This is a genomic window from Candidatus Cloacimonadota bacterium (genome assembly GCA_012522635.1).
Lineage (GTDB): Bacteria > Cloacimonadota > Cloacimonadia > Cloacimonadales > Cloacimonadaceae > Syntrophosphaera.
The window spans coordinates 1-20,139 of record JAAYKA010000140.1; the positions used below are offsets into that span (position 1 = coordinate 1).

At 50.7% G+C, this 20,139-nt stretch carries 11 protein-coding genes; 9 read left to right on the forward strand and 2 right to left on the reverse strand.

The window, feature by feature from the left end:
* Positions 1-2,378: pyruvate, phosphate dikinase (locus GX135_07270; protein ID NLN85879.1), on the reverse strand; the 2,378-nt coding region annotated here is incomplete at its 3' end.
* 295 nt (positions 2,379-2,673) lie between these two features.
* Here GX135_07270 and GX135_07275 point away from each other — a divergent pair.
* The 3 genes from GX135_07275 to GX135_07285 are packed head-to-tail and all read left to right on the forward strand — an operon-like array spanning position 2,674 to position 8,375.
* Positions 2,674-5,295: a helix-hairpin-helix domain-containing protein gene (locus GX135_07275; protein ID NLN85880.1), complete on the forward strand. Its 2,622-nt coding sequence runs from the start codon at positions 2,674-2,676 to the stop codon at positions 5,293-5,295.
* A 9-nt stretch (positions 5,296-5,304) separates the two neighbouring features.
* Positions 5,305-6,711, forward strand: a complete 1,407-nt coding sequence (locus tag GX135_07280; GenBank protein ID NLN85881.1) for a hypothetical protein — start codon at positions 5,305-5,307, stop codon at positions 6,709-6,711.
* Positions 6,705-8,375: a bifunctional metallophosphatase/5'-nucleotidase gene (locus GX135_07285; GenBank protein NLN85882.1), complete on the forward strand. Its 1,671-nt coding sequence runs from the start codon at positions 6,705-6,707 to the stop codon at positions 8,373-8,375. The genes GX135_07280 and GX135_07285 overlap by 7 nt, the downstream gene beginning before the upstream one ends.
* A 342-nt stretch (positions 8,376-8,717) precedes the next feature.
* Here GX135_07285 and GX135_07290 read toward each other — a convergent pair whose 3' ends face one another.
* A complete protein-coding gene (locus tag GX135_07290) occupies positions 8,718-9,287 on the reverse strand; it encodes a hypothetical protein (protein ID NLN85883.1) in 570 nt (189 codons plus the stop codon).
* A 366-nt stretch (positions 9,288-9,653) separates the two neighbouring features.
* Here GX135_07290 and GX135_07295 point away from each other — a divergent pair, with 366 nt between their 5' ends.
* The 6 genes from GX135_07295 to GX135_07320 all read left to right on the forward strand — a co-directional run bounded on the left by GX135_07295 (position 9,654) and on the right by GX135_07320 (position 20,139).
* Positions 9,654-10,856, forward strand: a complete 1,203-nt coding sequence (locus GX135_07295) for a tyrosine--tRNA ligase (protein NLN85884.1) — start codon at positions 9,654-9,656, stop codon at positions 10,854-10,856.
* Positions 10,857-10,882: 26 nt separating this feature from the next.
* On the forward strand, positions 10,883-11,509 hold the full coding sequence (locus GX135_07300; protein ID NLN85885.1) for a site-2 protease family protein: 627 nt from the start codon (positions 10,883-10,885) through the stop codon (positions 11,507-11,509).
* Positions 11,510-11,556: 47 nt separating this feature from the next.
* On the forward strand, positions 11,557-12,978 hold the full coding sequence (gene glnA, locus GX135_07305) for a type I glutamate--ammonia ligase (protein ID NLN85886.1): 1,422 nt from the start codon (positions 11,557-11,559) through the stop codon (positions 12,976-12,978).
* 62 nt (positions 12,979-13,040) lie between these two features.
* Complete coding sequence (locus GX135_07310; protein ID NLN85887.1) at positions 13,041-18,497, forward strand: T9SS type A sorting domain-containing protein; 5,457 nt, start codon at positions 13,041-13,043, stop codon at positions 18,495-18,497.
* Between the two features lie 341 nt (positions 18,498-18,838).
* On the forward strand, positions 18,839-19,525 hold the full coding sequence (locus GX135_07315) for a hypothetical protein (GenBank protein NLN85888.1): 687 nt from the start codon (positions 18,839-18,841) through the stop codon (positions 19,523-19,525).
* Between the two features lie 446 nt (positions 19,526-19,971).
* Positions 19,972-20,139 (forward strand): hypothetical protein, encoded by a 168-nt coding sequence (locus GX135_07320; protein ID NLN85889.1) that lies wholly within the window; start codon positions 19,972-19,974, stop codon positions 20,137-20,139.

Below are 20,139 nucleotides of genomic sequence, written 5' to 3' on the forward strand. Positions count from 1 at the left end.
CTTTCGGCAACTTTATCAGCCATAAGACAAGCGCGGGGAATCTCAATCATTGTGCCAACGAGATAATCGAGCCTGTCGCCTTTTTCGGCAAAGACCTTTTCCGCGGTTTCGCGAATGATTTTTTCCTGGAGCTTGAATTCGGCCTCGGTGCCAATCAGCGGAACCATAATCTCGGGAAGCACGTTGAAGCCTTTGGCTTTCACGTTCAGAGCAGCTTCGATGATGGCACGCGCCTGGGTTTCCGTGATTTCGGGATAGGTGTTGCCCAAGCGGCAGCCACGATGTCCCAGCATGGGGTTGAGTTCGTGCAGGGAGCTGACGCGCTCTTTCACCTTTTGCAGGCTGATGCCAAGTTCTTGTGCCAGTTCTTGTTGCTGAGCCTCTTCCTGGGGCACAAATTCGTGCAGCGGCGGGTCCAAAAGCCTGATGGTGACGGGAAGCCCGTCCATGACTTCAAAGATGCCTTCAAAATCTGAACGTTGCATGGGCATCAGCTTGTCCAGCGCTTTGCGGCGTCCTTGCTCAGTGTCAGCCAGAATCATTTCACGCATGGCTTTGATGCGGTCGCCTTCAAAGAACATGTGTTCGGTGCGGCAGAGGCCGATGCCTTTGGCGCCGAAATTGCGGGCGATGCTGGCATCCTTGGGGTTGTCGGCATTTGTGCGCACGTACATGCGGGTATATTTTTCGGCGAGTTCCATGATTTGGGCAAAATCGCCGCTCAGTTCAGGATCCTGGGTGTCGATTGCACCTTCCAAAACCTGGCCGGTGCTGCCGTTGAGGGAAATCCAATCCCCTTCTTTATATTCTTTTCCATCCACGTTCATAACGCGGTTTTTATAGTCGATATTAACGTTTCCAGCTCCGGAAACACAGCATTTTCCCATGCCGCGTGCAACCACAGCCGCGTGGGAAGTCATGCCACCCTTCGCGGTGAGGATTCCGTTGGCAACTGTCATGCCGCGCAGGTCTTCAGGTGAGGTTTCCACACGGCAGAGCACCACTTTCTTTCCTTCGGCAGCCCACTTTTCAGCATCTTCAGCCAGGAAGACAATCTGTCCGGTGGCGGCTCCGGGTGATGCGGGCAGACCTTTGGTGATTTCTTTCGCGCCTGCCAGGCCTTTTGGGGTGAAAACGGGGTGCAGCAGTTCATTGAGCTTGTTCGGCTCCATGCGCAGCAGGGCGGTTTTTTCGTCGATGAGGCCTTCACGAACCATATCCATCGCCACTTTCACCATGGCAAAGCCGGTGCGTTTGCCGTTGCGGGTCTGCAGCATCCAAAGTTTGCCATCCTGGATGGTGAATTCAACGTCCTGCATATCCTTGGTGTGGGCTTCCAGTTTTTCCTGGATGTCGAAAAGCTCTTTGTAGGCTGCGGGCATGGTTTCTTCCAAGGAAGGATAGTTCGCGGCGCGGTCTTCCTCGGAGATATTGGTAAGCTTTGCCCAACGCTGGGAGCCGATCTTGGTGATTTGCTGCGGGGTACGGATGCCTGCCACAACGTCTTCGCCCTGAGCGTTGATGAGATATTCACCGTTGAAGAGGTTTTCTCCGGTGCCGGCGTCACGGGTGAAGGCAACTCCGGTGGCGCTGGATTCGCCCATGTTTCCAAAAACCATGGCCTGGACGTTGACGGCGGTGCCCCAATCGTCCGGGATGTCATTGAGCTGGCGATAGTAAACAGCGCGGTCGTTGCCCCAACTGTCAAACACGGCAAAAATTGAGCCCCAAAGCTGTTCCCAGGGGTCATCCGGGAAATCGTGGCCGGTGCTGTCTTTCACGGCTTTTTTGAAGCGACGCACCAGTTCTTTGAGGTCGTCGGCGCTGAGTTCGAGGTCGTCTTCAACACCTTTTTCGGTTTTCATCTCTTCGATGATGATTTCAAAGGGGTCGCGCTCTTCTTTGCTGGCGGGTTTGAGACCCAACACAACGTCGCCATACATTTGTACAAAACGGCGATAGCTGTCCCAGGCAAAGCGGGGATTTTGGGTGCGGGCGATGATGCCCTGCACGGCGTTGTCGTTCATACCCAGGTTCAGGATGGTGTCCATCATGCCGGGCATGGAGGCGCGGGAGCCGCTGCGCACGGAGAGCAACAGCGGATTTTCGTTGGAACCAAAGCTGGTTCCCATCAGGTTTTCCACATATTGAACGGCTTTTTTCACTTCGTCTTCCAGCCGTTCGCGGGTTTTTGCTTCTCCCTCGCGCGTGTATTCATTACAAGTATCTGCGGTAATCGTGAATCCGGGGGGAACCGGCACTCCGATGAGGTTCATCTCGGCCAGGTTGGCCCCTTTGCCACCAAGTATGTCTTTCATGTTGGCATTGCCTTCGGCGCTTCCGTTGCCGAAGAGATAAACACGTTTTGTTTCTGGCATTTATCCTCCATTGGTAGGGATTTTATTGTTTTCATAACTCAAAATTTTTGAGGGTGTTTTTGTCAACCACAAATGCTGTTTACACATCCTGATGCCTTCGCTTGAAAGCCCTCGTTTTGTTTTTGCTTCCCAGAGCTGTTTTTTGGGTCTGCCAAACAGTATTTTTCATCGTTGTATGGAGCTTGTGAAGACAAGCCCGTAAAAAAAGCTTTACAGATTGACAGCAATCCACAGAATGTGTTTCTGGTAAAAAAGCAATGAGTTTTAAATGTATAAAGCATAGTAAGGAAAAGCGATGAAAAAGTTATTTGCCATCCTCTTTGCCCTCTTTTGCCTGGGCTTCCTGGCTGCGAAGGTGGATTTAAACACCGCCGGCTATGAGGATTTACTGCGATTGCCGATCACGGCAAAGCAGGCTCGGGATATTTTGGACTACCGCACCTATATAAGTGTCTTTTCAGATATCTACCAGTTGCGGGAAATACCGTCCATCGACCAGAAAACCCTGCTGAGGATTAAAGACCTGGCTGTGGTTTCTCTGTGGTTGGAAGAAGACGAGGTTGCAGCCCGACGCGCTGAAATACGAGACCTGATGGAGCGCCTGGATAGCAACGAAGGAGCTTCTGAAGGCATGTCCGACGTTTGGGAAGACTATCTGATGACCCCGCAAAATGTGAATAAAATGCTTTTTGACGACTTCATCAGCCTGCCAAATGTTTCGGCCATCGATGCCGTGGGCATTTTGAAAAGAACCGCCCTGGGAGACACAATCTCGGATATGCGCGACCTGCGAAATTCTCCCGGCCTCAGCTATTATGGCTACACAAACCTGCGCAGCTACGTTTATTATCGCGAACCTCCGGTAAAAAACCGTTTCATGTGGGAAGCTCAGATGCAATATTTCACCCGCTATTATCAGGAAGGTGTTCACGACATGTATCACGAGCCTTTCCTGCGCAGCAGCTATGGAAATTCCAGCATTGTCATCCCCGACCGGAAAGACCTTTCCTATTGGGGCTATTTCGACATCGGCAAGCTTGACCCAGACTACATGCTGAAGCTGCGTGCCCGCTATGGAAATCACGTGAAAGTGGGCTGGATGTACAACAGCCCCAAGGGTGAAAAAGACATGTGGGAAAAGGATCCCGCGGAGTTTGTTGCGGATTCCAAATTCTACGCCGGCTATGAAACAGGCTCGATGCCGCTGTTGAAAAACACCCGCCTCAAAACCTATTTGGGACACTATCGTGCCACCTATGGTGAAGGCTTGGTGATGGAAAACACCGATTTCTACAGCGCCCGAAAAACTGGTTATGGCTTCAGCAAACGCATCCTGGGCATCACGCCCGACCTTTCCAGAACCCAGGAATATGCCCTGCGCGGCGCGGCTTTGGAACTCACCAATCCCTGGTTCGGTGCTTCGGCTTGGGTTTCCCGGGATAAAAAAGACGCGATTGCCTACCTGGACAGAGATGGCAACATCATCCAGGAAAGCGGACGCAACAAGCTTTTCAGCTATGTGATTCCCACCACGCGTTTTGACAATGATGAATTGCTGGAAGCCGAAGCCTATTTCAACACCGAACTGCAAAGCGGAAGCCCCTACGCCACGGACTATATCAACCTCGCCTACCGCAAGGACGTTTTGAACGAAACTCTCTGGGGCATGCACCTGCAGGCTAATCCCTTCCTCGGCACAAAGATAGGCTTCACCACCTACACCGCGCTCTACGATGATGCCTTCTTTGCCGTGCCAGAATGGAACACTCTGAACACACTGCTGGTGCGTGATTCATATTACTATCCCAAATTCAAAATGTTGGATGCCGAAATCGCCGGGCTTTACAGCACGCTCACGGACAGCTATGCCCGGGATTACCGGCGCGTTTTGGGCTTTGACGCCCAAACCACCATCGGCAATGTTTCCATTCAGGGTGAATATGCAGAGCTGTCGGTTGATGGCTCGGATTTCAAGCTGGGAGACGACCCCAAAGCATATCTGGCCAGCGCTTACACGCAATATGACAATCTCTATTTCCTGGCTCTGTTCCGCCACTACGACATCGATTTTGACAACCCCTACAGCAATTCGTTTTCCGAACACGAGCGCTTCACCGGCACTATTTTGGAAAAAAACATCTACGCACTGACCAATCCCACCCTTTCAGACATTTTCCAAAACAGCTCCAATGCCCAGCCTGAGGAAGGAATCTATTTTGAAACCCGCTATAAATTCGATAAATTCTTCACCCTGGGACGCAGCTATCTCGATATGTGGGAACGCCTTTCAGATGGTCGCCGCAGTGTGAGACTGCAAACCGAGCTGGAGTTTCGCCCGCTGTTCCAGCTTGCCCTGCGCGCCCGATATAAAAACCAGGTGAACCGCTACAGCGATTTTGCCGACCGCGGCGTCTCCAAAACAGACGAATACACCTTCAGCGTTCGCACCTTCCTCTCAAACCGTGATTTCCTGGAATTTGAATATCGCTACAACACGGTTTTGAGCCCGCCCTACACCTCGCTCACAAACCCGGCCCAGCCTGGTGACAACAGCGTTGCCGGAGCCATGACCCTGATGACAGGAGACTACATCGGTGTGAACTACACCCACAATTTCAACGAAAACCTGAAGCTGCAGGGCTCGGTAATCTATTGGTTTGGACACGGTATTTCCCACTGGGATTGGGAAGACATGGAGATAGATTTCATGGGCGACAAAGGCATGAAAACCTGGGTCAATCTGCATTCCCGCGTCTCCAAAAACATGTACCTTTCCCTCAAATTCCGTCATAAAGCCTATGAAACACAGGATTATAGCATCCGTAAATATAATGTGCCAGTGGATGGCGAAAACCTTTTCCGGAGGGTGGAACGCAAGGAAAACACCGTCCGTCTCAGCCTTGAATACCGCTACTAATGTGGAGGAATAATGAATAAAAAACAATTTATCCTGATATACACCTTGCTCTTGATTGTGGCCGGGCTCAGCGCTTGGTCCATCACCGACGACTATTTTGGAAACCGCTTTGGCAGCTTGAACGCTCGCAGCCAAGCCATGGGTGGAACCGGACTTTTTGAAGATACCCGCGTGGGCGGAATCGTTCTCAACCCCGCAAACATCACTCTGATGGACAAATGGGTGGGCATCGAATTTGCCGGTTTTGTGAACCGCAACGAAGACCACCGCGCTCTGCCGCTGTACAACTCTTTCGACAACTACATCGACGACGCGGTTTATGCCTCAAACGTCAATTTTAACGATGACTATGCCGGTGCGGCTTTCGGAGCCTTCAAAATCGGACCCGCCAAGCTGGGGCTTGGTTTGAGCTACAAACCGGTTTTGAGCTTCGACGGCGGCTATATCGAACAAATCCGCAACAACCGCAACACCGACAACGACGCTTATCCTGAAATGATTGCCGTCAACCGCATCGACAATGAAGGCAATCTGATGCAAGCTTCAGCGCTCGCCGCTCTGGGCTTTCGCCTGGGTGATTATACAGATTTGAACCTTGGCTTCGAATTTGGCAAACTCTTTGGAAAAACCACCAATCTCACCACCATCCGCTGGAGCCAATGGGCTGTGGATACCGTGGGCGAAGGCATTTTGCCGGAATACACCTACAGCGGCGAGACAGATTTGGAAGGCACATTAATGAAAGCTGGCATGGCTTTCAGGCTGAACGAACGCTTTGGCCTGGCTGGAACCTGGCAGCTCAAATCAACCCTTGACCGCGCTGTGGACTACAGCATCCAAAAAGACGCTTGGAGAGGACACGCTGCCATCGATTCCACCGCCTCTTTCACAGAGGATTACATCCTTCCCAGCCAAATCAGCATTGGCCTGAACTATCAGCCCCGCAACATCATGCGCACCCGCTTCAACATCGAAGCCGAGTGGGTGAAACATTCTGAAATTTCCACCCATTACGACGATTGCCTGAATTTCTACACCGGCGTGGAACACCACGTCCAAAACCGCCTTCCGCTGCGCCTGGGCTTCCAAGCCGTGAACAGCTATTTGCGCCAGATTGAAGACGACGGCGCCATGATTGTGAAAAAAGTGTTGACCCCCATGATTACCGGTGGCAGCAGCATCCCGCTCAGCGACAACCTGCATCTGGATTTGGGACTTGGCTATTCCTGGCGCGAATATGAAGCTCTCGACCTTTTTGGCGACACCTATTATAACGACAAACAATACACCGGGCTTGGCAGCTACAAACTTTGGCCAAACCAACACATCAATCTCATCGACCGCGGTTGGGAAAACCCGGACAAAGTTCGTGAGAGCAATGTTAGCCTGAGCGCCAGCCTGGGCTTCACATGGTGACACAAATGAAGAAAGCACTTATACTTGCGGCAATTTGCCTGGCCTTCGCGGCGGGGCTTTTTGCCGAAGATTTACGCCTGGACATCGTTTTTTCGAATGATATCCACGGCGGCATCGACCGTGCGGAAGCCACCTTCATGAATCCAGATTTTCCGCCTCAGTTGGGCGGTGGGGCTTCCGCTGCCACTCTCATCAATCACGTGCGCTCGCTTGCCGGGAAAAAACGCGATATGCTCCTCTTGGACGCTGGAGATTTTTTCCAGGGACGCCCTGTTGGAACTGTCACCAAAGGTCTTGCCGTGATTGAATATATGAACGCGATTGGTTATGACGCCATGACCATCGGAAACCATGAATACGACATCGTTGATGAAGAGCTGATGGAAACCCTCAGAGGCGCGAATTTCCCCATCCTGAGCTGCAATATCCAGGATAAACGCACTGGGGAACTGCCCTGGTATGTGGTGCCCTATCGCATTGTGAACCGCATGGGTCTGCGCATCGGCATCATCGGTTTCACCACCACCGACACCGAGAAAATGAGCTTTCCCGACCACATCAAAAATATCCGCTTTCTGGACGAAAAGGAAAGCGTTACCAAATATGTGGACATCGTGCGCAACCAGGAAAAAGCCGATATCGTGATTGTTTTGGGTCACGCCGGCCTGCCCTACGACAACGAGGAAACCTACCTGACGCGCTACAACACCAAGGGTGAAAGACTTTATGAAGAACGTTACGCCGCCTGGGGTTGGGACGCTCAGGAAGTTGCCCGCGAAGTTCCTGGCATCGACCTTCTCATCGGCGGCCACATCCACAAAGGCATCGCCAAACCCTGGATTGACCCCTATTCCCACACCATGGTAATCCAGGGCTACGCCTATGGAAGCAACCTCGGCTGGATGACTCTCACCATCGATCCCGAAACCAAAACCGTGAGCGGATACGAGCTTCCCGCCCTGCGTGAAGGGCTGATGATTACGCTCTTTGAAGACCAATTCATCCCCGACCCGGACATTTCTGAAACCATCGAAGCCCAGGTTGCCATCGCGGAAAAAGGCATGGACGAAATTATCGGCAGCTCCGCCATCCATCTTTCCCGCACCAACGTGGACGCTCAAAGCCTGATGGGAAATACGATTACCGACGCCATGCGCAACGAGGTGAACGCCGATTTCGCCTTCTTGAACCTGGGCGGTGTGCGTGCCGACATCAAAAGCGGACCCGTCACCTATCGCGATATTTTTCAGGTGATGCCTTTTGATAATATGTTGGTCACCTTCCGCTGCACGGGTGAATTTTTGCGCCGCATCATTGAAACCCGTGTTGAAGGCGGCCGCCATGGCTTGGTGGTTTCCGGAGTGAACGTGGTTTATTCCAAAAAACGACCCAATTTCGACCGCGTTACCACCCTCAAAATCGGTGGCGAACCCTGGGACAAAAACAAGATTTATACCTGTGCCACCACAGACTTTCTGTTGCAGGGAAATGCCGGGCTCACCCTGCTGACCCAAGTGCCGCAGGAAGACATTTACCAACACCAAATTAACCTGCGGGACGCCATCGTGAACTATTTCAGGCAGAAAAGCCCCATTCGCACCAAGATTGACGACCGCTGGAAACGTGACGACAACGCCAAACAAAGCCCCGAAATGTTGCAGTAGTTGCTGTCACCTATGCAATTATACCGCCCTGGATTTCCAAAACCCGGGGCGGTTTTTTGATGACCCTTAATTCGCTCCAAATTCCAGCTTGAGATTTGGATGAGTCTTCCTCCTATCACCCCCGATTCTTTGTCGGGGGTGGCAGGAAGGCGATACAAGTAAGAGCTGTTCGCAAACCAAGATGGAAAGCGAAGCCCTGCCTGGAAAAATCCAAGCTTTTGCCGCTTTAATTCAGGCTATAATTTGGCGCGCTCTTGGTCGCCCCCTTATGTCTTCCTTATGCTTGAAAAGGCAAGCATAAGCCACATAAAGAGTTAGGGCTTTGAGCGTTTTTTAGAAAGCTTATAAACTCCTGTAATAGCGGTGATTGGCGAGCAGTTCTCTCAGAGGAAGCTGACCCAGTTCAGGCTTAAAAACCGCCAGATTTTGGATTAGAGCCTGGTCTTCTTCTTCATCTTTGCAGGCTGCAGCCAAATGGGCGGCAAGGATGCTTTGGAGTTCGCGCCCCAAAACCAGCGCGGCGCAAAGCTGGTAGCGTCCCAAGCCTTCCACCCACGCACGGCCTTCTTTCAGCATGATGTTTGGCTCGCCGAAAAGCTTTTGGCGGCGTTCCTCGAGGTTGGGGTCATTGTTGGAACGCAGGGTCCAATCGTTGTATGGATCGAGGTCCAAGACCATTTTCAACACCACCGCCTGCTTGGGATAGTGATCCACGAAATCCAGCATGGGATAGTGGAAATGAAGGATGGAACGCGGCTCGGTGTCGGACGGGCCGAAGGTTTTGAAGTCTTGAACCAGGCGGGCTGCCAACACTTCGCTTTCGGTGCAAACAGGATTTCCGGCTGGCGTGTGCAGCACCTTACAGTTTTTCACCACAAAGTGGATGCCATTTTCATTAATGGATTGATACATAGTTTCCTCCCCGGAGTTGAGTGTTTGTTTTGTAACTGCCTGTCCCAGAGGTTTTTTGGCTCTGGAAAAGGGACAGAATTCTCCCGTAAACAGATATTGACGCAAAAATGCCTTTGCGCTGTTTGTTGATTTTTGGGGGACCTGGGGTCCGCCGGGAATCCAAACATAGAAAGATTCCTCCTTCACATATTCTCTGAGCCTTTTTCCGAGCTTAATTGCAATTTGCCGGCGGCGTTAAATTTGTCAAGCAAAAAAATGATAATTGAGCTGGTTCTGCCTCTTGGGCGGTTCAAACGTCTTGACAAATAGTCCCGCTTTCTTTTTTGGTCACGTAAACATAAAACTTGCATAAGTGTTAGGAAAGATATGAAGTTCGAACGAGAATTAAAAATTATAAAACGAGCGGTTGATGAGATTATTCCGCTGGAAGGTTTAATTGCCAAACTGAAGAAAAGCGAGGAAAGCGGAGAGCCGCTGCGGGTGAAATTTGGCATCGATCCCACCGGCTACGATGTCCATCTGGGGCACCTGGTTCCCATCCGCAAAATGCGCGATTTTCAGGATTTGGGACACACCGGCGTGATTATTATTGGCGATTTCACAGCTCAGATTGGTGACCCCACCGGGCGCGACGAATCCCGGCCACCGCTCACACACGATGAGATTTTGGCAAACAGCGAAAAATATATGGAACAGCTCTACACGGTGTTGAAACCTGAACAAACCGAAGTGCGCTGGCAAAGCGAGTGGTTCACGTCCCTGCATCTGGCTGATGTGCTCAAGCTTTTGGGGCGCTTCACTTTGGCGCAGTTTATGGCTCATGACACTTTCCGCACCCGCTATGAACAAGGTCTGTCGCTTGGCATGCACGAACTTATGTATCCGATTTTGCAATCCTATGATTCCGTTGCGATTAAGAGCGATATCGAGCTTGGCGCCACCGAGCAAAAATTCAACATCCTCTGTGGACGTGATATGCAGCGCCACTTTGGCCAGGAAGAGCAGGTGGCGGTGCTTTCACCCATATTGACTGGCACGGATGGCGTGAACAAAATGGGAAAATCGCTGAATAACTATATCGCCGTTTTCGATCCGCCTTCCGAAAAGTTTGGCAAGCTGATGTCCATTCCAGACAGCCTCATCATCAACTATTTCACCTACGCGGCAAACGCGGATGAAGAAACGCTGGATGAGGTGAAAGCAGAGCTTGGCAAAGGCACGAATCCCATGCTTTTAAAGAAAAGATTGGCGCGCGACATCGTTGGTTATTACCACGGTGAAGATGCCGCTGTGAAAGCGCAGGAAGATTTTGAACAGCTTTTCTCCCGCCGGGAAATTCCGGATGAAATGCCTGAATACGAGGTTGCGGATGCTAGCGTTCGGGTCACTAAACTGCTTACAGACAGTGGTTTGTGTGCCAGCGGGGGAGAGGCGAAACGCCTGATTCAAGGCGGCGGCGTGAGTTTGGATGGTGAAAAAATCGGCTCCGTGGATGAGGAGCTGGAAGTGAAAGACGGCATGGTTCTCCGCGCCGGAAAGCGGAAATTTCTGCGTTTGAGGAAAAAGTGAATTTCACCCAAGTGCCCGACAGTGTTATCCGCTTCAGCCTGACCGCAATCATCATCGTGATTGTGTTCTATTCCATTATCTTGCATGAAGTCAGCCATGCGCTGGTTTCATTTTGGCTGGGGGACGACACTGCCAAACGCATGGGCAGGCTGAGTTTGAACCCTTTGAAACACATCGATTGGTTTGGCACGGTGATTTTACCGCTGATGATGTATTTCACGGTGGGCGTTATCTGGGGTTATGCCAAACCGGTTCCCCTGAATCCATATAACTATAAAAACTACAAGCTTGGAACGGGGCTTTCCGCCCTGGCGGGGCCTGTTACGAATATTCTGGTCGCGATAGTATTCGCCATCTTTTTCCATCTGTCTCCCGCAAACATGCTTTGGGCATATATTTGTCAGATGGTCATATTTTTCAATCTCCTGCTGGCTTTTTTCAATTTGATTCCGATCCCGCCCCTGGATGGCAGCAAAGTTTTGGGAATGGTGCTATCTGACGAAGCCTATTGGAAATGGACCGCTCAGGAAAGGATGGGCATGTATGTGCTTTTTGGCATTCTGATTATATCGAGGCTGATGGGGCTGAACATCGTTGGAAAGTTGGTCATGCCGCCCATAAATTTTGTGATGAACCTGCTGGGCGTTATCTAAGCACCTGATATTAAAACATATATAAAAATACATACAAGGAAACGAACATGGACAAAAGCAAAGTGAAAGAACTGATCAAGAAACACGGCGTGAAGGCTGTGGACTTGAAGTACACTGGCCTGGACGGTCGCTGGTATCATATCACATTCCCCACCCGCGGTCTGGAAGAAGCTATCGAACTGGGAATCCCGTTTGATGGTTCCTCCATTCCGGGCATGACTTCAGTGGAATCCGGGGACATGGTTTTGATGCCGGACCTCTCCACCGCTCAGATTGACCCGTTTTATGAAACCCCCACTCTGAGACTGATTTGCAGCATTTGCGAAGCCGACACCCGCATTGGCGTGAAAAAAGACCCCCGCAGCGTGGCTTTGAGAGCGCAGGAATTCCTCAAATCCACTGGTATCGCTGAACTCAGCACCTGGATTCCCGAACTGGAATTCCACCTTCTCGACACGGTTGAATATAACAGCGATGAATTTTCCAATGGCTACACTGTGACCTCGGCTGAAGACAAAGCCGCTCTGCCATTCGATTTTGAGGACGACGACGCTGTTGCCCAGCAGGGCCGCAAAGGCTACCACATGGACACGCCTTTTGATAGATACTACGAAATTCGCCAGGAAATGGTGAACCGCATGGAAGATATGGGCATCAAAATCCGCTATCACCACCATGAAGTGGGTGTTCATTCCCAGCAGGAAATCGAGCCGGAACTGCTTGAATTTCCAAAGATTTGCGACGACACCATGGTGATGAAGGATATCATTCGCCGCACCGCGCTGGAATTTGGCCTCACCGCCACTTTCATGCCCAAACCCATTTACAATCAGGCCGGAAACGGTATGCACTTCCACATGATGCTGCATAAAAACGGCAAAAACCTGTTCTATAAAAAAGGCGGCTATGCTGATCTTTCCGATGAAGCCATCTGGTACATCGGTGGCATCCTGAAACACGGACGCTCCCTGATTGCCTTCACAAACCCCAGCACAAACAGCTTTAAGCGCCTGCTGCCCGGTTTTGAAGCCCCTGTGAAACTTTTCTATGGCCTGGCAAACCGCAGCGCCGCCATCCGCATTCCCAAATATGTGAATACCCCGGAAACCAAGCGCTTTGAATTCCGCACCGGCGATGGCACCTGCAATCCATATTTCGCGATGAGCGCTCTGCTTTTGGCTGGTTTGGACGGAATCATCAACAAAATCGATCCCGCCAAATACAACCTGGGGCCCTTTGACGACAACGTTTTCGCCTGGAGCGAAGAGAAAAAAGCCAGCCTGCTTTCCATTCCCGCAAACCTGGCGGAAGCCATGCGCGCCTTGGAAGAAGATCATGAATATTTGCTGGCTGGAAATGTGTTCAATGAAGACCTCATCGAATCTCACATCAAGATGAAAATGGCAGAGCACGATGCCATCATGAATCGCGTTCATCCCCATGAGCTGGAGCTCTATTATAATCTGTAAGAATTGGAACATCGATTGCATCACTTCTTGAACGAAACACTTTTTGTTCAAGAAGGAAGTTGATGAAAAGACTTATATTCCTGCTCAGCGCGGCGCTTTGTGTGGCTGCGGTTTTTGCCAGCGTGGCGGATTTGGAACCCACGCAAGCCAGCCAAGCTTTCAGGGTGACCGCGAAGGCATCCAACCATATTGACATTCGTTTCGAGCTTCCCGCTTGGGACACTGAATTTGTTGAAGCGGGAGGCTCGTCCTTTCAGAGGATAGTTTTACCCGGCGCTGGAACCACCTTGGACAGCGGTTTGCCGGAGCTGCCCACCTTATCCATGAACCTCGCCATTCCGCGCCAGGGCGGTGTGCGGCTCAGCGTTTTGGGTCAGGAGCAGAGCTTGGTTTCGGAGTTTTTGGCCTACCCCGTGCAGCAGAGTTTGGAGGGGGAATCCCCCAAACATTTTGCCATCAACCAGGATTTTTATACCACGGGAACGCAGTATCCATCGGAATTGGTTCAACATAGCGATCCCATGATTCTGCGTGATTTCAGGATTGTGAACGTGGTGGTGAATCCCTTCAGCTATAATCCCCAAAATAAAACCCTGCAAGTGAACCAGCAGATTGACCTGCGCATCACCTATACAAATGAACCCGGTATCAACGAAATGGAGGGTGAACTGCTTTCGGTTTCGCCATCTTTCGCAAAAGTTTATGAGGCGATGATTCTCAATTTCGACGACTACCGCTATCTGATGTTTTCAAACCAGCCGCCCCGCTATCTGATTATCCATGGAAACAGCACCGACCCTGCTTTTCTGACGGCTCTCAATGAATTTGTGCTCTGGAAAAAGCAAAAGGGCGCCGATGTGGATTTGGCAAGCACCGCCTCAAGCGAGGCTGGGACCAGCACCTCATCCATCAAAAACTACATTCAAACAGCCTACAACAATCCCGCCACGCGACCGGACTTTGTAATCCTTCTGGGAGACACCACCGGAAGCTACGCCATTCCGGCTTTCACGGTTTCAGGCGGTGGAGGCGATTACCCCTATACCCATTTGGCTGGCAACGACATTTTGGGAGATTGCTTCATTGGCCGCATTTCGGTGGAAAACCTGGCGCAGCTCCAAAACCTTTTTTCAAAAATTTACCTCTACGAACGTGATATAAACCTGAGCACAGCGCAGTGGCTGGATAGAATGCTGCTGGTGGGAGACACTTCACCTTCCGGAATTTCCACCATGTACATCAGCAAATATATCAAGGAAAGAGGGCTTTATGTAAATCCAAACTACACTTTCACAGAGATTTACAATGCAGATCCTTCCACCTCGCAGATTAACGCAGCCATCAACCAAGGTGTGGGATTTTACAGCTATCGCGGCTATATCGATTTCGCGCCGCCGGCTGAATCGGCTTTAACCAATCTCTACCGCATGCCGCACTGTGTGAATATCACCTGCGGGTCAAACAACTACTGGAACGGCACCTCTGAGATGGAGCAATTCGTGCGCTACGGTACACCCGCCATGCCAAAAGGTGCCATAACTGGCATCGGGATGAGCACTTCCAGCACCCATACCGGTTTCAACAACGTTCTTCACGGCGGGATTTTTGGCGGAATCCTTCAACATGGAATGCGTACCATGGGTGAGGCTTTGCTTTGTGGAAGGCTGTATATGTCTTCCATCTATGGCGTTACGGCACCGGGTTATACGAATGATTTTACCCATTGGTGCAACCTGATTGGTGATCCCACCGTGGAAGTTTTCACAGGAATCCCCCAAAGTTTTGAGGTTGAAACCCTGGACAGCATTCCGCTGGGCTTGAGCCTCATGGATATGCACATTATTAATGCAAACGGCGAACCGGTTGAAAACGCTTCAGTTACCTTGAGCCAGGGCGCATCCATCATCAGCCGTGGCTACACGGATGAAGGGGGAAACCTTATCCTCACCCTGCCGCAATCCATGACGGTAAACCCCTGCGTGTTAACCATTTCCAAACACGACTTTAAGCCCCTGCAACAAACCATTCAGATGGACGACAGCGGAACCCTGGTTCCCGGCAGCATTATTGTCGATGACGATAGTGTCGGCGCCTCAAATGGCAACAACGACGGTTTGGCCCAGGGTGGCGAAACCTTGGAAATCCTGTTTGGCCTCGTCAATACAAGCTCGGAGGCGATTTTCGGACTCAGCGGCATGGTTCAAACCGACAATCCTTGGGTTACTTTTTTGGATTCTCTGGTGGTTTATTCCCAGATTGAGCCCAGCCAGATGGGTTTCAACACCAATCCAGTGGTGATGCACATTGCTCCCGACGCGCCTCATGGCGCCATGATCCGTTTGCACGTTTTGCTGACAGACGATCAGGGCAATGAATATGACGTCTCGGAATTTATACCCATCCACAACGCGAAAATGATTTATATTGGAAATTTGGTCACCAATGGTGGCAACCAGGTTCTGGATCCGGGTGAAACTGCCGGCTTCACGGTCACCGTGGCAAACATTACACCCAACGGAATATCAGAGGTTTGGGGAAAACTGTACAGCCACAACGACTTGGTTTCCGTGACCGACAACATTGCCTGGTACGGGGATTTGCTGCAAAACGTGCAGGTGACCCCATCTGACAATATGTTCGAGCTTTACGGACGTCCCATGCTTTTGCCCGGGATGGTAATCCCGATGAGCTTAAAGCTCTATAACGATGCCGGTTTTGAACAGTGGCTGGGCTTTTCGCTCACCGTGGGCGTTGTCTCACAAAGTGACCCGCTGGGACCGGATGCGTATGGCTATGTGATTTATGACGATCATGATTATGGATATGAAGAATGTCCGGTTTACGACTGGGTTGGGATTGCTCCCGCTGAAGGCGGCTCCGGAACTTTGCTTCCCATCACGGATGCTTGGGCAAGCAACAACGAAGGTGACCAGGTTGGAGCGAACTCCCTGGCAGTTGTGGATTTACCCTTCCCCTTCCAGTTTTATGGCCTGCTTTATGACCAGATAACGGTTTGCTCGAATGGCTTCATCGCCATGGGAGTCACCGAAAATGCGGAATTCAGAAACTACCGTCTGCCAGGGCCCATGGGACCAAATCCGATGATAGCTCCATTTTGGGACGACCTCACAACTCACAACGGCGGTGGGATTTACACTTGGTTCGACCGCAACAACCACGCCTTCGTAGTCGAATGGTACAACATGAAAAACGGTTGCAACGGAACCAGCCCGGAAACTTTCCAGGTTATCCTCTATGACCAATCCATGTATCCAAGCTCCATGGGCGATGGCCCCATCAAAATCCAATATCACACTTTCAATAATGTGGACGCCACCACGGACACCAGAAAACACGGAAACTATTGCACCATCGGCATTGAAGACCACAGCGGTGAAGTGGGCTTGGAATACAGCTATTCAAACACTTGGCCCACAGCGGCTTCGCCTCTTGGCAACGGGCGCGCCATCTATATCACAAACATTCCCATCTACCACTATGAGCCCCACGTGATTTTGGGTGAAACCTACATCAACGACCAAAACGGAAACGGCGTTTGCGAACCAGGCGAAACGGTGGAACTGGGCATTCAGCTCAGAAACATTGGCAACCAAACCGCGGAAGACATCACCGCCACCCTGAGCACGGCAAACAACTACGTGAGCATCAGCAAGCCCACCGCGGTTTATTATTCCCTTGAGGGCGATGCTGCTGGCGTAAACCGTACTCCCTTTGAATTTTACGTGAGCCCGGATTGCCCCAATGAGACCGTGGTGAATTTTGTGTTAACGGTGGAATCCGGTGAAACAATCTGGGAAAGAAATTTCAGCCTGCGGGTGGAAGCCTCCGTGTTGACCTATGAATCATTTTTGATTAACGACGCGGATGGAGAATTCAACGGCATTATTGACCTCTTGGAAACCGTGAAGCTGGTGGTGAACGTGAAAAACCAAGCCGATGTGGAATCGCGCGACATTCAAGCCACCCTTTCCACCTCCAGCGCGGATGTGGTTATCGCAGACCCCATCATCGTTTTGCCCATCATCGAGCCAAAAGCCATCATGCAGTTTGTTTTCGAACTTCAGTTTGTGGGAGTCGGATCCCAGGGCGGCTACATTCCGTTCCAGTTCAACGTTTCTCTTTCAAATGGCAATCCGCTGAATTCAAACCTGATGATTCCCTATAATATGCCCAATATCTTCAACGATTTTGAAACAAACTCAGGTGGCTTCGTCTCCGAAACCGGCTGGGTTTGGGGCACTCCCAGCCAGGTATCGCCCTATTCCGGAACCAAACTTTGGGCGACAGGGCTCAGCGGAAACTATCCCGATTTGGTCAGCTATTCGCTCATCACCCCAGCCTACACGCTTTCTCAGGGAAGTGTGCTCAGCCTGCAGCACCGCTATGGTTTTGAAGCCAATTACGATGGCGGAAACGTGAGTATTTCCACCAACGATGGCGCCAGTTGGACTGTGATTGCCCCCTTGGGCGGCTACACCCACAGCAGCCTTTCCGGCCTGGGTGGCGAACCTGGTTTCTCAGGTTCCATCGCGAACTGGCAGCCCATGCAATTCAATTTGAGCCAATACTCTGGCCAGCGGGTGCGCTTCCGCTTCAGGATGGGCTCAGATACATCGGTGAACGGCATCGGCTGGTTCATCGACGATTTTGAGCTGAGCGGGGTGGACCAAAAAACCGGCTATCTGCACGGAACGGTTATCCCCATTTCGGAAACACCGCCAAGCGAAACCTTGGTGATGGCAAATAACAACTATTCCACCCATCCGGATGAAAACGGTTACTACCGTCTCTACCTGCCATTTGGAACCTTCAACACCACGGCTTCCCTGTTGCACCATCAATCATCCAGTGTGAATAATATCCCCATCACTCCTGCCAATCCAATCCATCAGACGGATTTCACTCTCATCAGCCTGCCGGAGCCGGAAAACCCTGCGTTTACGGTTGATAACGACACCGGAACCGTTGTTCTGTTTTGGAGTGAACCCAGCGATCCCGTGCTGTCGGTGATGAACTACCGCGTCTATAAAAAGTTCGATACCGGCCCCTTCGAACTAATCCAAACCACCACCGGCTTCAGCCACACAGATCATATTTCCCTGGATGGAAACTACGCCTACTATATCTGCGCGGTTTACCTGAACAACGAAGGCAGGCCCTCGCAAACGATGGCGTTTGAATTTCCCTATGTGGATAATACCGATGAAACCATACCCGGACTGGTGACCAGCCTGAAAGGCAACTATCCCAACCCCTTCAATCCCAGCACCACCATTGCTTTCGAGCTTGCAACTGGCGGCGCCACAAAGCTTCGCGTCTATAATGTCCGCGGCCAGCTCATCAAAACCTTGGCAAACGGAGAATTAAACCCCGGCAGCCATCGTGCTGTCTGGGATGGCAGGGATGAAGGTGGTCGTGAAGTATCTTCCGGCGTCTATTTCTATCGCCTCGAAGCGCCGGGTTATTTGTCCACCCGCAAAATGCTGATGTTAAAATAGATACGATGGCGGTTCCGGCTCTGAGCGGGGAACCCAATCAAATATAATCTCCCCGGTCCTGTGACCGGGGTTTTTATGGTAAAATTCCCGACGGTTTTCTTTGGGTGGCGGCATCATCAGATTTCTGCCCACCGTTTCCCTGGGTCTTGGTTATAAATTATGAATGTTTCCCTCATCCAGACCGTCGCAGCGGAATTATCATGAAAATAATTCTTGACATAAAACTGAAAGGTTAATATAGTGTTTTCGGTCTTTTGAACCAACATAGTGTGTCGATACCGAGGGTGTTCAAACGCCCCCAACCAGCCAGAATAAAATAATATTTGTATGAGGTAAGAAACATGAAAAAGCTATGTATTTGTATCCTTCCCCTGCTGCTACTTTCAGCTTGTGCCGTCATGGATGTCACCATTCAGGAAACCGCACTTCCGCTTCCCGAGGGGAAAGTTGAAGTTGTCGCTTACACAGGTTCGGGAATAGAGCTTTACGATTTGAACCCGGAAAACCCCCCAGAAGGTAATGTGGATACAGGTTGGTATCTTGCGGGCATAAAATTTGGGATTCCCCTCTGCGAAAGAATAGATCTGAATAGCCGCATCTATTCCACAGGCAGCATCACAGGTGTCAAGATTGGGCCAAAGGTTGTTTTTGGCGGGAAAAAAGGGCACTACCTTGCCGCAATTCCCGCGGTTTCAGGATTGGTATCTCACCACAGGGGCTCAAGTAGCAGGCGCTACTCGGCCCTGGGTGGCGATTTGACTTTGGTTTCGTCCTGGGCAAGAAACCCCAGGATTGTTCCCACTCTGAGCGCCCACGTTAGCTATGATTACCTTTTTGAGGATATTTCCCGTCCGGTACCCTCCAAAACAAATTATGATCTGTTGCGTACCGGTCTTGCCACAAACCTCATGCTTTCCTACAAATCTGTTTTCCTGCGTCCCGAGCTTGGCGTCGAATACATGCCCTTGCGGGATGAAGGATTAAAGTTTTTCCCCACCTTTTCCCTGGGTCTCGGTTTCCAACAATAGAATGTTTTCCTCGCCCAAGTTTAGCTTGGGCTTTTTTTTGTCTTTTTTCATTGGCTGACAGGAAGTTAGCTCCTGTCAGCCATTGCTTTATCTGGAATTACGGTTCCGCGAATTATCTATTATCAGGAAAACGAGCTAAGAAAACATAAGCGGTTATATCTTGAACCCTGTCCCCACCGCTTCCATCGTTATTGGTTTTCATTTATCAGCGCTGACCCCATCCCTACATAAATCGACTCTATTTCCCTGCATTTTGGTGACTTGGCATCCAATATTATAACCAAATCTCCTTCCCATAAAATAATCCTCCCAGATTTCAGAGCTGTTCCGTCCTTGGTTCAAGCTCTCAATCACTTCTTAATCAAGCCTTAATCAAGTCTTAATTATTAAGGCTTGATTAAGGCTTGATTAACACTTGATTAAGGCCTCGGCTCAAGAGCGGGTAAATGCTTGAAGATGCGAGAGATAGGTGTGATGCTGGCGATTTTGCCAAGTTTGATGCGCGTTGCAAAATCACGGGATTTGGTTTTTTTCAAAGCCATTTAGGGGTCAGGGCAAGGATTTTGCTTGACATTTTGGAAAAAGGAGAATCTGTGGTAAAAAAAAGAATTTGA